The sequence below is a fragment of the Microbacterium sufflavum genome, from assembly GCF_023101165.1.
In the GTDB taxonomy this organism is placed as follows: Bacteria; Actinomycetota; Actinomycetes; order Actinomycetales; family Microbacteriaceae; genus Microbacterium; species Microbacterium sufflavum.
The window spans coordinates 1,521,426-1,537,735 of sequence record NZ_CP078076.1; the positions used below are offsets into that span (position 1 = coordinate 1,521,426).

The window sequence follows — 16,310 nt, forward strand, 5'->3', positions numbered from 1 at the left end:
CGAATGTACAAACGTACATGTACGGGTGTGCGGGAGGTGTGGGATGGCGGAGAGCGGGCGTCGACGGCGCGACCCCGAAGCGCGCCGCCGGGAGATCGTGACCGCCGCGGCCGAGCTGATCGTCGAGGTCGGCGCCGAGGCCATCACGCACCGCATGGTCGCCGCCAGGGCGGGTGTGCCGCTCGGCGCCACGACGCAGTACTTCGCCACGCTCGATGACCTCCGCGGCGCCGCGTTCCGCGCCCTCGCCGACGAGATCGAGTCCCGGCTCGACGGCGTGCGGCAGACCCTCGCCGAGCAGGGAGCGGGGCCCGGGGTGATCGCGGCCCTCGTGTGCCGGAGCGCCGAAGACGGCCACGCCGTGCAGGCCGACCGCGCCGTGGTCACGGCGGCCGTGCACGACCCGCGACTGCGCGAACTCGCCCGCCACCTGTCGGACCGCCTGGTCGACCTGCTCGAGCCGACCTATGGCGCCGACCGCGCCAAAGCGGCGATGATCTTCATCGACGGGGTCATGTGGAGCACGCACATCCGCGACGACCGCCTCGATCAGTCCTTCCTCGAGACCGCACTGGCGCGGATCCTCGGAGATCCCCTCTCCACCCCCTCCGCTGCGACAGCCACCCCCTGACACCGAGGAACACGCCTTGTCGAAACTCGCCATCCTCAGCCTGAAGAACCGCGCCCTCATCGCGCTCGTGACGATCGTCGCGGCCGTGTTCGGCGGGCTCGCGCTCACCAACCTCAAGCAGGAGCTGATCCCCTCGCTCGAGCTGCCCGCGCTCGTGGTCATGACGACGTACCCCGGCGCCTCGCCCGAGGTGGTCGAGAACGACGTCTCCACCCCGATCGAGTCCGCGATCCAGGGCGTGCCCGACCTGGAGTCGACCACCGCGACCAGCACGACCAATGCGTCGATCGTGCAGGCGATGTTCGCGTACGGGACGAACCTCGCCACGGCCGAACAGAAGATCCAGCAGGCGATCAACCGCATCTCCTCGCAGCTGCCGGAGGACGTCACGCCGCAGGTGCTGTCGGTGTCGATCGACGACTTCCCGGTGATCCAGGTGGCCGTGACCGGCTTCGACGACGCCGACAACGCGCAGGCCCAGCTCGAGAGCGTCGCCATCCCCGACCTGGAGGACGTGGACGGCGTCAACGCGGCCGAGATCGTCGGCGGGGTCGGCCAGCGCATCACCATCACGCCCGACGTGGGCCGCCTGGCCGCGGAGGGGCAGAGCACGCAGGCGATCAGCTCGGCCCTGCAGCAGAACGGCACGCTGTTCCCCGGCGGTGATATCACCGAGAACGGCGAGACGCTGACCGTGCAGACCGGGGCCAAGATCACCTCGGTCGACGAGATCGCCGCGCTGCCCCTCGTCGGCACCTCCCTCACGATCGGCGACGTCGCGACCGTCGCCCAGGCGTCCGACCCGGTCACCTCGATCTCCCGCGTGGACGGGAAGGATGCGCTGTCGATCTCGATCACCAAGCTGCCCGCCGCCAACACGGTCGAGGTGTCGCAGGGCGTGATCGCCGCGCTCGACGAGATCGGCAAGGCACTGCCCGACGCGGAGTTCACGGTCGTGTTCGACCAGGCGCCGTTCATCGTGCAGTCCATCGACACGCTCGCCACCGAGGGCCTGCTCGGCCTCGTGATGGCCGTGCTCGTGATCCTCGTGTTCCTGCTCTCGGTGCGCTCGACCCTGGTCACGGCGATCTCGATCCCGACCTCCGTGCTCATCACGTTCATCGGGCTGCAGGCGTTCGGCTACTCGCTCAACGTGCTGACCCTCGGGGCGCTGACGATCGCGATCGGCCGTGTGGTCGACGACTCGATCGTGGTGATCGAGAACATCAAGAGGCACTACGTCGGCGACGCCGACAAGGGCGATGCGATCCGGCTCGCGGTGCGGGAGGTCGCCGCGGCGATCACCGCGTCGACGATCACGACCGTGGCGGTGTTCCTGCCGATCGTGTTCGTCGGCGACATGGTCGGCGAGCTGTTCCGGCCGTTCGCGATGACCGTGACCATCGCGATGGTGGCGTCGCTGCTGGTGGCGCTCACGATCGTGCCGGTGCTCGCGTACTGGTTCCTCAAGCCCGGCAAGCCGCTGCTCGACGAGCACGGGAACGCGATCGACCCCGAGCACCCCGACGCCCCGCCGACGGCGCTGCAGCGCGGCTACCGGCCGATCCTCGGCTGGACGCTGAAGCACTCCGGACTCACGGTGGTCCTCGCGGTGGTCGTGCTCGGCGCGACGCTCGCCGCTGCCCCGCTCATGAAGGTGAACTTCCTCAGCGACTCCGGGCAGAACACCATGACGGTGACGCAGGATCTCGGGCCGACCGCGAGCCTGGAGGCGAAGTCCGACGCGGCAGCGCCCGTGGAGGAGGCGCTGCTCGACATCGACGGCATCGAGCACGTGCAGGCCTCGATCGGGTCGAGCGGCTCCGCCCTGCGCGACGCCTTCTCCGGCGGCGCCGGCATCACCTACTCGGTGCTCACCGACGGCGACGCCGACCAGGAGAAGCTGCGCGCCGAGGTGCAGGACGCGATCGACGGCCTCGGCGACGAGGTCGGAGACGTCACCGTGGCCTCCTCCGCCGGCTTCGGCTCCAGCGACATCGAGATCACCGTCACCGCCTCGAACGGCGACGACCTCGCCACCGCCACCTCGGCGCTGGTGGAGGAGCTCGACGGGCGCGACGGCATCGGCCAGGTGACCGACAACCTCGCCGAGGCGCTGCCCTACATCGCGGTCGTGGTCGACCGGGAGGCCGCGGCCCAGGTCGGGCTGTCGGAGGTCGCGGTGGGCTCGATCGTGTCGAACACCATGCGCCCGCAGCAGATCGGGTCGGTCGAGATCGACGACACCGCTCTCACGGTGTACCTCGTGAACCCCGCGCCGCCGACGACCGTGGAGGCGCTGCAGCAGCTCGCCATCCCGACCGCCGCGGGCATCGTGCCCCTGCAGGACATCGCGACGGTCGAGCAGCGCAACGGCCCCACCTCGATCACGACCGAGCAGGGCCGCCGGACCGCGACGGTCACGGTCCCGCCCGCGTCGGACAACCTCGCGGTGGCCACGCAGTCGGTGAGCGCCGCCATCGCCGCGGTCGACCTGCCCGACGGTGCTTCGGCCGAGGTCGGCGGTGTCGCCTCGCAGCAGGCCGACTCGTTCTCGCAGCTGGGTCTCGCGATGCTCGCGGCCATCCTGATCGTGTACGTGGTGATGGTCGCGACCTTCAAGTCGCTGCGCCAGCCGCTGCTGTTGCTCGTGTCGGTGCCGTTCGCGGCGACCGGCGCCATCCTGCTGCAGATCGTGACGGGCGTGCCCCTGGGCGTGGCCTCGCTGATCGGCGTGCTGATGCTGATCGGCATCGTGGTCACGAACGCGATCGTGCTGGTCGACCTCGTCAACCAGTACCGAGAGAAGGGGCTGTCGACCGCTGACGCGGTGATGGCGGGAGGCGAGAAGCGTCTGCGCCCCATCCTGATGACCGCGCTCGCCACGATCCTCGCGCTGACGCCGATGGCGCTCGGCATCACGGGTCACGGCGGGTTCATCTCGCAGCCGCTCGCGATCGTCGTGATCGGCGGACTCATCTCCTCGACCGTGCTCACGCTCATCGTGCTGCCGACGCTGTACAACCTCGTCGAGGGCGCGAAGGAGCGGCGCCGCGCACGGCGGGGCGACGGCGGCACGGGCGACGACGGTTCCGGCCCGGACGCCCCGGCGTCACCCGACGCGCCCACCGGAGCGGCCGCGCAGCCCGTCATCGCGGGAGCCACGGTCCACGCGGACGGCACGCCGGTCAGTCGCCGCGAGCTGCGCGATCACCACGGCGAGTAGAGCGCACCACGACTCCGCGGAAGGGGCCCCGATGCACATCAGACGATGGGGATCGGGGCCCTTCGCGCGCGGATCGGAGGAGGTGCGTCGGCCTCAGCCGAACGTGATGCCCCACTCCAGCGTCCAGGTCTCACCCTGAGCCAGGCGGCGCAGCCCGATCCCGCTGTTGAACGCGTCAGCGGGGGCCGTCATCGGTTCGATCGCGACGGCGAGCGGCGTGCCGGGGTAGTTCCGCGCCGTGTACACCTGGGCGACGTCGAAGCCCTCGCCCTGCCACAGTGTGACGGTGCGGCCGTCGGGCGCGGTGAGGGTGTGGCGCACGCGGCCGTCGGCGTCGCGGTCGAGATCGGTCAGCCCGGTGTCGAGCGTCGCATCGCCCAGGCGCAGCCCCGTGCGCAGCGCCGGATCGGCGGGCCGGGTGCCGACCGGCAGCAGGCGGTCGTCGGTCTCGAAGGCGGTCTGCGCGGGAACCCGCAGCACCAGCTCGTGCGGGTCGACGTCGCCGATCGTGACGAACGGGTGCGTGCCGAGCGCGACCGGCGCCGCGGACTCCGACCAGTTCGTGATGGTGTGCGTGACCTCGATGCCGTCGGCGGTGAGCACGTAGGCGACCGAGGTCTCGAGCAGATACGGGTAACCCGTCTGCGGATACACCGTGGCGCGCAGGGTCGCCGCGGCGTCGGTCTGCTCGACCGCGTACGGCGTGAAGCGGAGCAGGCCGTGGCTGGCATTGGCCGTCTTGGGCTCGGAGACCGTGAGCTGGCGGACCGTGCCCTCGTCGTCCCAGCGGCCGTCGCGGATGCGGTTGGGCCAGGGGACGAGCACGACGCCGGAGCACGACGGGGTGGGGGCGTCGAGCGGATACGGGGGCACGAGGTCGACCTCGCCGATGCGGAGGGAGCGCAGCGACGCGCCGACCTGGGCGATCTGCGCTGTCACCTCGCCGAGTCCGAGGTGCACCTGGAGGCCGGTGGGGGAGACGGGGGTCACCCCGTCATCGTAGTGGGGCGCGGGTCGCTCCCAGGGTCGGCCGGTACACTGGCATGGTCGGCTTCGGACACCCGCGCAGGGCGCGGACGTTTTTCAGTGTGTGAAGTGTGAGTCCAGGGGCCGATGGTGAACGTCGATCGACGTGAATCAACCATCACAGGAATGGCCCCGGCCGCAGATCGTCCGGAACTCCGCATCCGTCGGAGTGCTCGCGCGCGTGCGCAGCGCTGTTCTCGTGCGAGAACGCAGAAGGACACCCCCCCGCATGCCCAAGAACAAGAAGCCCAAGGGCGGCCGCGCCGCCGCCAACTTCGAGCCGCGCTACGGCGCCAAGAAGACCTCTTTCCACGAGCGGCACCGCGGTGCGCCCGCGCGTGACGGTGCGCGCGACGAGCGCGGTACCAGGGCCGACGCGGGCGACCGCCGCTCGACCGCCGGCTACGACCGTCGCCCCGGCAGCCGCAGCCCCAACCACCGCGGGTACCGCCCGGAGGAGACCGAGTCGGGCGCGCCCAAGCGCCGCTGGACCTCGCAGGAGCGCGCGGGCCGCGACGAGGCCCGCGGCATCCGCAACCGCGCCGAGTCCGGTCGCCGCGAGGCGCCGCATCGCCGTGACGACCGCGGCGGCCAGCGCCCCACCGGTCCCGGCACCTACCGCGACGACCGCGGTGCGGGCCGCTTCGACGACCGCCGTGACGACCGCGGCGGCCAGCAGCGTCAGGGCTTCCGCGACAACGACCACCGTGACGGCGGGCGCCCGCGGTTCGACGACCGCCGCGGCGACCGTCCCCGGTACGACCGCGACGACCGGGGCCGCTCGAACGACCGCGGCGACCGTCCCCGGTACGACCGCGACGACCGGGCCCGCTCGACCGACCGCGGCGACCGCCCCCGGTACGACCGCGACGACCGGGCCCGCTCGACCGACCGCCGTGACGACCGCGGCGCCGGGCGGTTCGACGACCGTCGCGGCGACCGTCCGCGCTACGCCGACCGGGGTGCGGACCGCCCGCGGTTCGACCGCGACGAGCGTCCGCGCCGCGACGACCGCGACGACCGGGGCCGCTCGAACGACCGCGGTCCCTCGCGCCCCGAGCGCTCGTACGACGCCGACCGCGCCCGCCGGGCCTTCGACCGCGACCGCACGCAGCGCGCGTTCGACGGGGAGCGGGAGCGTCCCCGCGCCTCGACCGGTGGCGCCTACCGCACCGAGCGTCCGCGTCGGGAGGAGCGCCCCAGCCGCAGCGACTGGAACGCCAAGCCCAAGGACGTCTTCACCCCGGGCGCCGACGTGGTGCACGAGCGCCTCGAAGCGCAGGCCGTGCAGGCCGTCGAGGTCGAGAACGTGACCTTCGCCGACCTCGGGCTCGGCTCGAACATCACCGAGACGCTGAAGAACCTCGGCGCCGAGACGCCCTTCCCGATCCAGGCGGCCAGCATCCCGGCCGTGCTGGAGGGGCGCGACGTGCTCGCCCGCGGTCGCACCGGCTCCGGCAAGACCATCGCGTTCGGCGCGCCGCTCGTGGAGCGCGTGCTCCAGTCGCAGGCGGGCAAGCGCCGCGAGTTCGGTCGTGCCCCGCGCGCGATCATCCTCGCCCCGACGCGCGAGCTCGCGCTGCAGATCGACCGCACGATCCAGCCGATCGCCCGCAGCGTCGGACTGTTCACCACGCAGATCTACGGCGGTGTGCCGCAGGGCCGCCAGGTGGGTGCGCTGAAGAAGGGCGTCGACATCGTGATCGGCACGCCCGGACGCGTCGAGGACCTGATGAACCAGGGCAAGCTCGACCTGTCCGACTGCCGCATCGCGGTGCTGGACGAGGCCGACCACATGTGCGAGCTCGGGTTCGTCGAGCCCGTGCAGCGCATCCTCCGCCGCACTGCCGTGGGCAGCCAGAAGCTGCTGTTCTCTGCGACGCTCGACCGCGAGGTCGCCGCGCTCGTCGACGAGTTCCTCGTGGACCCGGCCGTGTACGAGGTCGCCGGGGAGGACCAGGAGTCGAGCACGATCGAGCACCGGGTGCTCGTGATCGAGCACCGCGACAAGGCCGACATCCTCACGTCGCTCGTCGACCGCGAGGGCAAGACGCTCGTGTTCGCCCGCACCCGCGCCTACGCCGAGATGCTGGCGGAGCAGTTCGACGACGCCGGCATCCCGGCGGTGTCGCTGCACGGCGACCTGAACCAGGCCAAGCGCACGCGCAACCTCGAGAAGCTCACCTCGGGTCGCGTGAACGTGCTCGTGGCGACCGACGTCGCGGCGCGCGGCATCCACGTCGACGACATCGACCTGGTCGTGCAGGCCGACGCCCCCGACGAGTACAAGACCTACCTGCACCGGTCGGGTCGCACGGGCCGCGCCGGTCGCTCGGGTCGCGTGGTGACGCTGATCACGCGTCAGCGCCAGCGTCGCATGAACGAGCTGCTGGAGCGTGCGGAGATCGAGGCGCCGTTCGAGAACGCCCGCCTGGACGACGACGTGATCGAGGAGATAGCCGGGCGTCAGCCGTCGACGGCCGACCTCACCGCCTGATCGCCTTCGGATCGGAAAGGCCCCGGAGACCTCGGTCTCCGGGGCCTTTCCGCGCTTCGCACCCCGGCATCACCCGGGGTGTCAGCCGAGCTCGTGCTCGTGCAGCGCGGTCACCAGGCTCGTGCCGTTGAGGTCGAGGTAGAGCACGCGCTCCGTCACGGTGAGGGTCAGGGTGTTGCGGCGCTCCAGGTGCGGCGTCACGGTGTCGATGAACCCGGGGTCGAAGCTGTGGACGCGGATGTCCTCGGCGCGGTGGATGCGTTTGTCCGCCCACGGCGCCATCACCTTCGCGGGGTCGCGGTGCGTGTACACCACGGTGCGCTCGGCGAGACGGCTGGCGTGGTGCAGGCGCTCCGCGTCGGGCGCGCCGACCTCGATCCAGGTGACGATCCGCCCGGTGAGGTCGCGCACGAGCACCGCGGGCTCCTCGGTGTCGGACACGCTGCCGCCGAACGCGATGCCCTCGCCGAACTCGAGCCCGTACGCCAGCACCCGCGTGAGCATGTAGGCGTCGGTCTCGGAGGGATGCCGCGCCACCCGCAGCGAGTAGTCGTCGTAGACCCCGCGATCGGTGTCGGCGAGCTGCACGTCGAACGTGTGGAGGGTGGAACCGATCGCCATGATCCCCGAGCCTACGCGGCCCCGGAGGCCCTCCCGACCGGACGGCTCAGAACAGCATCGGCTGCGGGGGTGTCGCGGCGGGCCCGGTCTGTCGGAAGGCGACCGTGCCGGCGGTCGGCGTGCTCGACGCGGTGTGCCCCTGCCCCGGCCGGAACCCGCGGCGGGGGTAGTCGTCTTCGTGCCGGGCGTCGAGGCCGTGCAGGCGGATGAGCGGTCGCACCCGCCGTGCCAGCCACTGGCGGTAGGGCTTGGGGGCTTCGACCGACGCGCCGGGGTACAGCCCGCGGTACGACGACACGAGGTCGGGGCGCGTGCGCTCGAGCCACTCGAAGAACCACGGCTTGACCCCCGGCCGCAGATGCAGCGCCCCGTAGATGACGGTGCGTGCCCCCGACTCCTTGATGCGGCGGAGGCCGGTGTCGATCGCCTCCACCGAGTCGGTGAGGTGCGGCAGGATCGGCATGAGGAACACGGTCACGGGGAACCCGGCATCGGCCAGGGCGCGCACCGTGTCGAGCCGCGCCTGGGTGGTGGGCGCTCCCGGCTCGATCGCCTTCTGCAGGGCGTCGTCGTACATCGCGATCGACATCTGCACGTCGACCGGCACCCGCTCGGCCGCCTTCACCAGCAGGGGGATGTCGCGGCGGATCAGCGTGCCCTTGGTGAGGATCGAGATCGGCGTGCCCGAGGTCGCGAGCGCCTGGATGATGCCGGGCATGAGAGCGTAGCGGCCCTCCGCGCGCTGGTACGGATCGGTGTTCGTGCCGAGCGCCACGGTCTCGTGGTTCCAGCTGCCCCGCCGCAGCTCTCGCTCCAGCACCTCGACCACGTTGACCTTGACCACGATCTGCGAGTCGAAGTCGGCGCCGCCGTCGAGGTCGAGGTACTCGTGCGTGCCGCGGGCGAAACAGTACGTGCAGGCATGAGAGCAGCCGCGGTAGGGGTTGATGGTCCAGGCGAACGGCATGCGCGAGGCGCCGGGCACGTGGTTGAGAGCCGACTTCGACAGCACCTCATGGAAGGTCATGCCCTCGAACGCCGGGGTCTTCACGGTGCGCAGCACGCCGCGGCGCTCCTCCAGCCCGGGCAGCGCCGCCTCGTCGACGTCGCCCAGCTTCTGCCCCTGCCACCGCATCCCCTCATTCGAACAGAAAGACGAAGAAAGCACAAGCGGGCATCGCAGAGATCTTCGAATGAGAGAATGAGGCAATGACCGTTCCGCCGCTTGCCCAGCATGCGGCTCCGCGCTCCCCGATCTCCGGTCCCGCGCTGCCCGTGGGGCTGGCCGTCGCCGCGCTCGGCGTGCTGTTCTCGATCGCCTCGACGCCCGTGCTCCCCTCGTCGGCGGCCGACGCGATGCCGCGGCCCGTCGCGGTCGCGCAGGTGCCGGCGGTGCGGACGGCGGCGATCCCCGCGGCCGACCCGTGCGCCGAGCCCGGAGTGCAGCAGGCCATCGCGAACGGTGACGACGCGGCGACGATCGCCGGGTTCGGTGGCGGTGCGGCGTTCCGCGAGGCGGTGGTCGCCGGCAACGCGCCGTGCATCTCGCTGACCGACCCCGCCCGCGTCTGGGTCGTCGTGAACAAGGGTCTTCCGCTGACCCCGGCCGACTACGAGCCGGCGCTCCTCGACGCCGTGCCCGTGCAGATGACCACGCCCTCCGGCCTCGTGCGCCCCGACGTGGCCGCCGCCGTCGGCGCGATGGCCGATGCCGCTCAGGCGGCAGGCGTCGGGCGGCTGGGCGCGAACAACGGCTACCGCTCGTACGGGCTCCAGGTCTCGACCTACGACTCGCACGTCCGTGCCCAGGGGCAGGCCGAGGCCGACGCCGGCTCGGCGCGCCCCGGGCACAGCGAGCACCAGACCGGCCTGGCGCTGGATGTGGTGGCGTGCGATGCGGGCTGCGGCGGCCTCGACGGGTTCGGCGGCACGGGCCAGAGCGACTGGGTCGCCGCGCACGCCTGGGAGTTCGGCTTCATCGTGCGCTACGAAGACGTCGGCACGCCCGTGACCGGCTACGCACCCGAGCCGTGGCACCTGCGGTACGTCGGCGTCGACCTCGCGGCGGCGTACCACGAGGGCGGGTATCACACGCTCGAGGAGTTCTTCGGGCTGCCCGCGGCGCCCGACTACGCGCACTGACGCCCGGCTGCCCTCAGCGCGGGCTGCGCGTCTCGACGGATGGCCAGACGACGAGGAGGAACGCCGCGATCGGTCCGGTGAACAGCGTCAGCAGGAACCACACCCACGCCGAGCGCCCCCGCGTGCGGGCGAATCCTCCGGCGAGGAGCGCGACGGTGAACCACAGGGCGGTGATGTACGGCCAGACTTCCTGCATGCCCCGAGTCTCCCGGTCGGCGATCCCGCCGCGTCCCGGCGCGCCGTCGATGAGCCGATTGAGGCTTCCCACAACCCCGGTACCGAGTGTCACGATCCGTGGGATGCATTCTCACAATGTCCCCTGCCGGGCCCGCCGTCGGCCGTAGAATCGCCGGAGCAATGAGGCACGACACGTTCGGGAGGACGGCATGGAACGCGACATCTACGAAGAGGACCACGAGGCTTTCCGGGACCTCGTCAAGGATTTCGTCAAGCGCCACGTGACGGGCGAGGCGATCGAGAAGTGGGACGCCGCGGGAGAGGTCGACCGCGACACCATGCGCGCCGCGGGTGAGGCGGGCATCATCGGCCTGTCGGTCCCCGAGGAGTTCGGCGGCGCGGGCATGCTGCAGGACTACCGCTTCCGCGCGATCGTGAACGAAGAGGTCATCGCCGCCGGCGCCGGCTCTCTCGCCGGAGCCTTCGGCATCCAGGACGACCTGGCCGTGCCTTACCTCGTGCACATGGGCACGCAGGAGCAGAAGCAGAAGTGGCTGCCGCGCATGGCCACCGGCGAGGTCGTCGGTGCGCTCGCCATGACCGAGCCGGGCGCCGGCTCCGACCTGCGCGGCATCAAGACCACCGCCAAGAAGGTCGACGGCGGGTACCTCGTGAACGGCGCGAAGACGTTCATCTCGTCCGGCGCCACGGCCGACCTGGTCGTCACGTTCGTCAAGACCGGCGAGGGCAACCGCCCCGACGCCTTCAGCCTCGTGCTGATCGAAGACGGCATGGAGGGCTTCGAGCACGGCAAGAAGCTCAGCAAGATGGGCTTCCACGGGCACGACACCGCCGAGCTGTCGTTCAGCGACGTGTTCGTGCCGGAGGAGAACCTCATCGGCGGCGTCGAGGGCAAGGGTTTCATCCAACTGATGATGAACCTGCCGCTCGAGCGCCTGTCGATCGGGGTCGCCGGTGCCGCCGCCGCGCAGGCCGCCCTCGACTGGACCGTGGCGTACACCCGCGACCGCGAGGCGTTCGGCGAGCGGATCATCGATTTCCAGAACAGCCGCTTCCAGATCGCCGACATGGCCACCACGGTCGACGCGCTGTGGGCCTACATCGACCGCGCGCTGCTGGCCTACAAGGACGGCAAGCTGTCGGCCGAGGAGGCCGCGAAGGTCAAGTTCTGGGCGACCGAGCGCGAGTGGGAGGTGCTCGACGCCGGGGTGCAGCTGCACGGCGGCTACGGCTACATCACCGAGTACCCCATCGCGCGGGCGTTCCTCGACGCGCGCGTGCACCGCATCTACGGCGGGACGAACGAGATCATGCGCGAGATCGTCGGCCGTCAGATCGCCGGCAAGCGCTGACCCCACCTCCAGCCCGCCTGCGCCCCCGCGCGGGATCGAAAACGCACCTCCGGAGCCATTCGGGGGTGCGTTTTCCATCCCGCATCCGGGCGGCGGGCCCGGGGGTGCGCGTCCGGGATCGAAAGTGCGCCCCGGAAGGCGCCGGGGGGTGCGTTTTCCGTCCCGCACCGGGCATGGGGGCGGTGGTACCCGTGGTGCTACCGCGGTAGGATGGCCGCGTGAGCACCGCGAAGATCAGCCTGAGTCTGCCGGACGGCGACCTCGCCTTCCTCGACGCGCAGACGCTCGAAGGGCGCTACCCGTCCCGGTCGGCGGCGATCCAGGACGCGGTGCGGCTCCTCCGCGAGAGCCGGCTCGCCGACGCCTATGCCGAGGCCTACGGCGAGGGCTACGACGAGGAGTGGGACTCCGCCGCCGACGATGGCCTGGCGTCGGCGTGAGTGACACCGCGGTCGCGCTGCTCCGCCGCGGACAGATCGTCCTCGCCTCGTTCGACCCGGGCGTCGGTTCCGAGGCGCGCAAGACGCGGCCGGCGGTCGTGGTGAGCAACAACACCGCCAACGCGGTGGCGATCCGTCGCCCGGGCGCCACGGTCACCGTGGTGCCGCTCACCACGGCGACGGAGCGCGTGTGGCCCTTCCAGGTCCTGCTGCCCGCTGCCGCGACGGGCCTCGACCGAGACAGCAAGGCGCAGGCCGAGCAGGTGCGCACCATCGCCGTGGCCCGCATCGTGCGCCCCGTCGGCTGGGTGCCTGCGGAGCTGATGGGCGCGCTCGACGAGGCGCTGCGACTTCACCTCGCGCTCTGACCCCGATCCCGCCTCACGGGAGGGGGCGGGGGTCCCCGAGGGGTGACGAGACGCGGACGGGGGAGGACTTGTATCGACGGGGAGGGTCGAGTGGGCGGGGCCGGGCGGGACGAGCGCGGTCGTCGATGGCGGATGACGCGAGGAAAAGCCTGATCGCGCCCATATAAGGAGCCGGGAGGGGATCGCGGCGGCGAAGTTCTGACTTGTCTCTTCAGAGGAGACATGTGCTCCGCGATGATCGATACATGTCCGGACAGGAGTCGTCCGGCTCGGAGACGCCGAGGTCTCCGCACCCGCTCACCGAAGAGGCCGGAATGTCCCCGCTCACCCTGCCGCCGCTCGACCGCACGTCGACGGCACCCATCTGGTTCCAGATCATGCGCGCCGTCGAGGCGCAGATCGCCGACGGCACCTGGGGTCCGGGCGACCGCCTGCCCAGCGAGAACGAGCTGCGCACCCACTTCGCCGCCTCCCGCACCTCGGTCCGCGACGCGCTGTCGCGGCTGGAGACCGCCGGGATCATCTCGCGCCGGCAGGGCAAGGGCGCCTTCGTCGAGCGTGCGCAGGGTCCCTCCGCCTGGACGCTGCCCTCGGCCCCCAGCCTGCTGGGCGAATACAGCGAAGACGGCCGCAGCGCCCTGAGCTCGGAGATCCTCCGCGCGGGCATCGAGCCGCTGCCGTCGTGGGCGGCCGCGGTCGTCGGACGCGACTCCGCCGACGGCATGGGCTTCGTGCTGGAGCGCGTGCGTGCCGTCGGCGCCCGCACGGCCGTGCACGTGATCAACTACCTCCCGACGCGGTTCGCCGGGGTGCTGCCCGACCTGCGGGACCCGCGCGCGAGCCTGTACGCCGCCATCACCCGGGTCACCGGGGTGCGCATCGCGCGCATGCACCGCACGATCGAGGCCGTGTCCGCCGACCGCATGCTGGCCGGGCTGCTCGAAGTGGAGCCGGGACACCCGATCGTCGTGGTCGAGGCCGTCGCGTACGACCAGGGCGGACAGCCCATCGACTTCTCCCGCGCATCCGTGCGCACCGACCGTCTGCGCGTGAGCGTCGACACCGGGTTCGACGCCGCCGGCATCTCGAACGAGACCGCGTCCGGCCGCTACCCCGCCGCCCTCCGCTGACCCGCACCCGCCCCACCGACCCCACCGGGAGACCCGCACATGACCGACCACCGCATCCTCGTCATCGGCGACAGCTACATGACCGCCGAGGTGTTCACCCGCGCGTTCGCGCAGCGGGAGATCCCCGTGGACACGGCCACCATGACGATCGCGGAGCCGACGTGGGACGCGTCGACGATCCACGAGTTCGAGGGCGACCCGGCCGAGGTCGCGCGGCTCGCGCAGGGATACGACGTGGTCGCCTTCCACGCCGCACCGTTCACAGCCGACGTGCTCGCCGCGCTCCCCGGGCTGCGGCTGCTGGGCTGCGCGCGCGGCGGACCCGTCAACGTCGACCTCGCCGCGGCCCGCGAGTGGGGCGTGCGCGTGACCACCACGCCGGGCAAGAACGCCGACGCCGTAGCCGACCTCACGATCGGGTTCCTCATCTCGATCGTGCGGAACGTGCCCGCATCGCTGCGCGACGTCGACGAGCGCGTGGCCGAGGGGCGTCCGCTCGCGGAGTCGACGTTCGAGGGTGCGAGGTGGTTCGGGCGCGAGGTGAAGGGCCTGCGCCTCGGGCTGATCGGCTACGGCAACGTCGCCCGGCTCGTCGCCGCGCGGGCCAGGGCGCTCGGCGCCACCATCGCGGCGTACGACCCCTACGTCGATCCGGCGACGGTGACCGATGCGACCATCGTGTCCGACCTGGACGCGCTGCTCGCCGGCAGCGACGTCGTGAGCGTGCACGCCAGGGCGACCGCCGACAACCGCCACCTGATCGGCGCCGAGCAGATCGCCCGCATGCCGCAGGGGTCGTTCCTGATCAACACGGCCCGGGAGTCGCTCGTCGACGAACAGGCGCTGCTCGACGGGCTGCGCAGCGGACACCTCGCCGGGGTCGCGCTCGACGTGAACGAGCCCGACGGTCCGTGGCGCGACCTGGTCGCCCAGCCGAACCTCATCCTCACCCCGCACCTCGCCGGCGCCACCCACCAGACCCTCGCCCGCGGCGCCGACATGCTCGCCGCCGAGATCGAGCGGTTCCTCGCGGGAGGTGAGCTGCGATGGGAGCGCTGAGCGACGTCTTCCTCGCGATCGACGCGGGCACCGGTTCCGCGCGTGCCCTCGCCTTCGACATCGAGGGTCGCCTGGTCACTCAGGCCGCCCGCGAGTGGACCCACGTCGCCGTGCCCGGTCACCCCGGCGGCACCGTGTTCGACACGGACGGCGGTTGGGCGGCCATCGCGGGCGCCGTGTCCGAGGTGGTCGCGCGGCTGGGCGAGCGACGCGTGGCCGCGGTCGCCGCGTCGAGCATGCGCGAGGGCTTCGTGCTGTCCGACGCCGAGGGGCGCGAGCTGTGGGCGTGCCCCAACACCGACGGCCGGGCGCGCGCCGAGGCCGAGGAGCTGGTGGCCGAGGGCGTGGCCGACGAGGTGTACCGCACCGCGGGCGACTGGGTGTCGATCACGGCCCCCGCCCGGCTGCGGTGGATCGCCCGCCACCAGCCCGACGTGCTCGCCGCCGCCCGCCACTTCGGGATGCTCAGCGACTGGGTCACCACGCGGCTCACCGGGGCGTTCGTGACCGAGCCCACCAGCGGCTCCAGCTCGGCCCTGTTCGATCTGCGGGCGCGCGACTGGTCGGACGAGCTCGCCGGACTCGTCGGCATCGACCGTCGCATCCTGCCGCCCGTGGTCGAGTGCGGGCAGGTCGTCGGTGCTGTGACCGCGGAGGCCTCGGCCGCGACCGGGCTGCCCGCGGGGACGCCGGTGGTCGCGGGCGGCGCCGACACGCAGCTCGCGCTGCACGGCATCGCGGCGCGCGAGGGGCTGCCGACGATCGTCGCCGGCACCTTCTGGCAGACCACGGCCGTGACCACGGAGCCGCTGATCGACCCGGAGCGGCGCCTGCGCACCCTGTGCCACGTCGATCCGGGCACCTGGATGGTCGAGGGCATCGGCTTCCTCTCCGGCCTCGCGATGCGGTGGTTCCGCGACGCGATGTGCCCCGACGCCGCCGAGCTCGGTCGCGCGTCCGGCACCTCCGCATTCGCCGTGATGGAGCAGTGGGCGGCCGAGGTCCCCGCGGGGGCGAACGGCGTCGTCGCGACCATGGCGAACGTGATGCAGGCCGACGCCTGGCACCACGCTGCCCCCGCGTTCGTCGGCTTAGACATCAACGACGCGGCCCGCTCCTCGCGCGGCGCGTTCATCCGGGCGATCGAGGAGTCCGCGGCGATCGTCGCCAGCGCGCACCTCGAGATCCTGTCGTCGCTCACCGCCGGGCGTGCGGTCGCCGAGGGCGCCGTCACGTTCACCGGGGGATCCAGCGCGGGCGCCCTGTGGCCGCGGGTCATCGCGGGCGTCACCGGGCTCGACACCCGCGTCACGCCCGCACCCGAGGCCACCTCGTACGGTGCCGCCCGGCTGGCCGCCCGAGGTGTCGGCGCAGAACTCCCGCCGATGGGCGAGCCCGACCGCATCGAGCGCGTCGACCCCGCCGAGCACGAGCGGTACCGCGCCGTGACCGCCCGCTGGCACCGCGTCTACCGGGACGTGATGTCGATCTCGGGCGCCGACCTGCCCCCGCTGTTCACCCCGCCCGGCGCCGCCCGCGGCCCCCTCGACCCGCCCCCCGCCCGACTCTCGACCGCCGGTCACGCCGGCTGACGACCACGACGACCACCCGACACCGAAG

Annotated in this window: 14 protein-coding genes; 10 read left to right on the top strand and 4 right to left on the bottom strand. The window is 72.1% G+C overall.

Annotation, left to right across the window (positions count from 1 at the left end; all coding sequences use genetic code 11):
- Positions 1-43 precede the first annotated feature (43 nt).
- The gene (locus KV394_RS07520; RefSeq protein WP_136031399.1) at positions 44-631 is read left to right on the top strand and encodes a TetR/AcrR family transcriptional regulator; all 588 of its coding nucleotides are present in this window, start codon (positions 44-46) and stop codon (positions 629-631) included.
- Between the two features lie 16 nt (positions 632-647).
- Positions 648-3,857 (top strand): efflux RND transporter permease subunit, encoded by a 3,210-nt coding sequence (locus KV394_RS07525; RefSeq protein ID WP_247982706.1) that lies wholly within the window; start codon positions 648-650, stop codon positions 3,855-3,857.
- A gap of 93 nt (positions 3,858-3,950) precedes the next feature.
- Here the strand turns inward: KV394_RS07525 and KV394_RS07530 are convergent, their stop codons facing one another.
- Entirely contained in the window at positions 3,951-4,847 is an 897-nt protein-coding gene (locus KV394_RS07530; protein WP_247638272.1) for an aldose 1-epimerase family protein, read from the bottom strand.
- 265 nt (positions 4,848-5,112) lie between these two features.
- On the opposite strand from KV394_RS07530, the gene KV394_RS07535 reads away from it, so the two are divergent.
- Positions 5,113-7,380, top strand: a complete 2,268-nt coding sequence (locus tag KV394_RS07535) for a DEAD/DEAH box helicase (protein ID WP_247982707.1) — start codon at positions 5,113-5,115, stop codon at positions 7,378-7,380.
- A gap of 81 nt (positions 7,381-7,461) precedes the next feature.
- Here KV394_RS07535 and KV394_RS07540 read toward each other — a convergent pair whose 3' ends face one another.
- Positions 7,462-8,001: a YaeQ family protein gene (locus KV394_RS07540; protein WP_136045168.1), complete on the bottom strand. Its 540-nt coding sequence runs from the start codon at positions 7,999-8,001 to the stop codon at positions 7,462-7,464.
- Between the two features lie 46 nt (positions 8,002-8,047).
- Complete coding sequence (locus KV394_RS07545; RefSeq protein WP_136034013.1) at positions 8,048-9,136, bottom strand: Rv2578c family radical SAM protein; 1,089 nt, start codon at positions 9,134-9,136, stop codon at positions 8,048-8,050.
- Positions 9,137-9,210: 74 nt separating this feature from the next.
- Between KV394_RS07545 and KV394_RS07550 the strand changes: the two genes are divergently transcribed.
- Positions 9,211-10,143 (top strand): M15 family metallopeptidase, encoded by a 933-nt coding sequence (locus KV394_RS07550; RefSeq protein ID WP_247982708.1) that lies wholly within the window; start codon positions 9,211-9,213, stop codon positions 10,141-10,143.
- Between the two features lie 13 nt (positions 10,144-10,156).
- On the opposite strand, the gene KV394_RS07555 is transcribed toward KV394_RS07550, so the two are convergent.
- Positions 10,157-10,339 (bottom strand): hypothetical protein, encoded by a 183-nt coding sequence (locus KV394_RS07555; protein ID WP_136034009.1) that lies wholly within the window; start codon positions 10,337-10,339, stop codon positions 10,157-10,159.
- 190 nt (positions 10,340-10,529) lie between these two features.
- Between KV394_RS07555 and KV394_RS07560 the strand changes: the two genes are divergently transcribed.
- The 6 genes from KV394_RS07560 (at position 10,530) to KV394_RS07585 (ending at position 16,282) form a co-directional block, all read left to right on the top strand.
- Positions 10,530-11,693, top strand: coding sequence for an acyl-CoA dehydrogenase family protein (locus KV394_RS07560; protein WP_136036768.1), 1,164 nt, complete (start codon positions 10,530-10,532; stop codon positions 11,691-11,693).
- Positions 11,694-11,911: 218 nt separating this feature from the next.
- A complete protein-coding gene (locus tag KV394_RS07565; RefSeq protein ID WP_136034005.1) occupies positions 11,912-12,133 on the top strand; it encodes a ribbon-helix-helix domain-containing protein in 222 nt (73 codons plus the stop codon).
- Positions 12,130-12,501, top strand: coding sequence for a type II toxin-antitoxin system PemK/MazF family toxin (locus KV394_RS07570; RefSeq protein ID WP_282187150.1), 372 nt, complete (start codon positions 12,130-12,132; stop codon positions 12,499-12,501). Before KV394_RS07565 ends, KV394_RS07570 begins: the two co-directional genes overlap by 4 nt.
- Before the next feature lie 314 nt (positions 12,502-12,815).
- The gene (locus KV394_RS07575; RefSeq protein WP_247982709.1) at positions 12,816-13,631 is read left to right on the top strand and encodes a GntR family transcriptional regulator; all 816 of its coding nucleotides are present in this window, start codon (positions 12,816-12,818) and stop codon (positions 13,629-13,631) included.
- Positions 13,632-13,670: 39 nt separating this feature from the next.
- Positions 13,671-14,690 (top strand): NAD(P)-dependent oxidoreductase, encoded by a 1,020-nt coding sequence (locus KV394_RS07580; RefSeq protein WP_247982710.1) that lies wholly within the window; start codon positions 13,671-13,673, stop codon positions 14,688-14,690.
- Positions 14,678-16,282, top strand: coding sequence for an FGGY family carbohydrate kinase (locus KV394_RS07585; RefSeq protein WP_247982711.1), 1,605 nt, complete (start codon positions 14,678-14,680; stop codon positions 16,280-16,282). The genes KV394_RS07580 and KV394_RS07585 overlap by 13 nt, the downstream gene beginning before the upstream one ends.
- Positions 16,283-16,310: the final 28 nt, after the last annotated feature.

Bases quoted from the DNA above. Each gene is read 5' to 3' on its own strand.
- KV394_RS07520 (WP_136031399.1), top strand. From the start codon at position 44: ATGGCGGAGAGCGGGCGTCGACGGCGCGACCCCGAAGCGCGCCGCCGG.
- KV394_RS07535 (WP_247982707.1), top strand. From the start codon at position 5,113: ATGCCCAAGAACAAGAAGCCCAAGGGCGGCCGCGCCGCCGCCAACTTC.
- KV394_RS07540 (WP_136045168.1), bottom strand. From the start codon at position 8,001: ATGGCGATCGGTTCCACCCTCCACACGTTCGACGTGCAGCTCGCCGAC.
- KV394_RS07545 (WP_136034013.1), bottom strand. From the start codon at position 9,136: ATGCGGTGGCAGGGGCAGAAGCTGGGCGACGTCGACGAGGCGGCGCTG.
- KV394_RS07550 (WP_247982708.1), top strand. From the start codon at position 9,211: ATGACCGTTCCGCCGCTTGCCCAGCATGCGGCTCCGCGCTCCCCGATC.
- KV394_RS07555 (WP_136034009.1), bottom strand. From the start codon at position 10,339: ATGCAGGAAGTCTGGCCGTACATCACCGCCCTGTGGTTCACCGTCGCG.
- KV394_RS07560 (WP_136036768.1), top strand. From the start codon at position 10,530: ATGGAACGCGACATCTACGAAGAGGACCACGAGGCTTTCCGGGACCTC.
- KV394_RS07575 (WP_247982709.1), top strand. From the start codon at position 12,816: ATGTCCCCGCTCACCCTGCCGCCGCTCGACCGCACGTCGACGGCACCC.
- KV394_RS07580 (WP_247982710.1), top strand. From the start codon at position 13,671: ATGACCGACCACCGCATCCTCGTCATCGGCGACAGCTACATGACCGCC.
- KV394_RS07585 (WP_247982711.1), top strand. From the start codon at position 14,678: ATGGGAGCGCTGAGCGACGTCTTCCTCGCGATCGACGCGGGCACCGGT.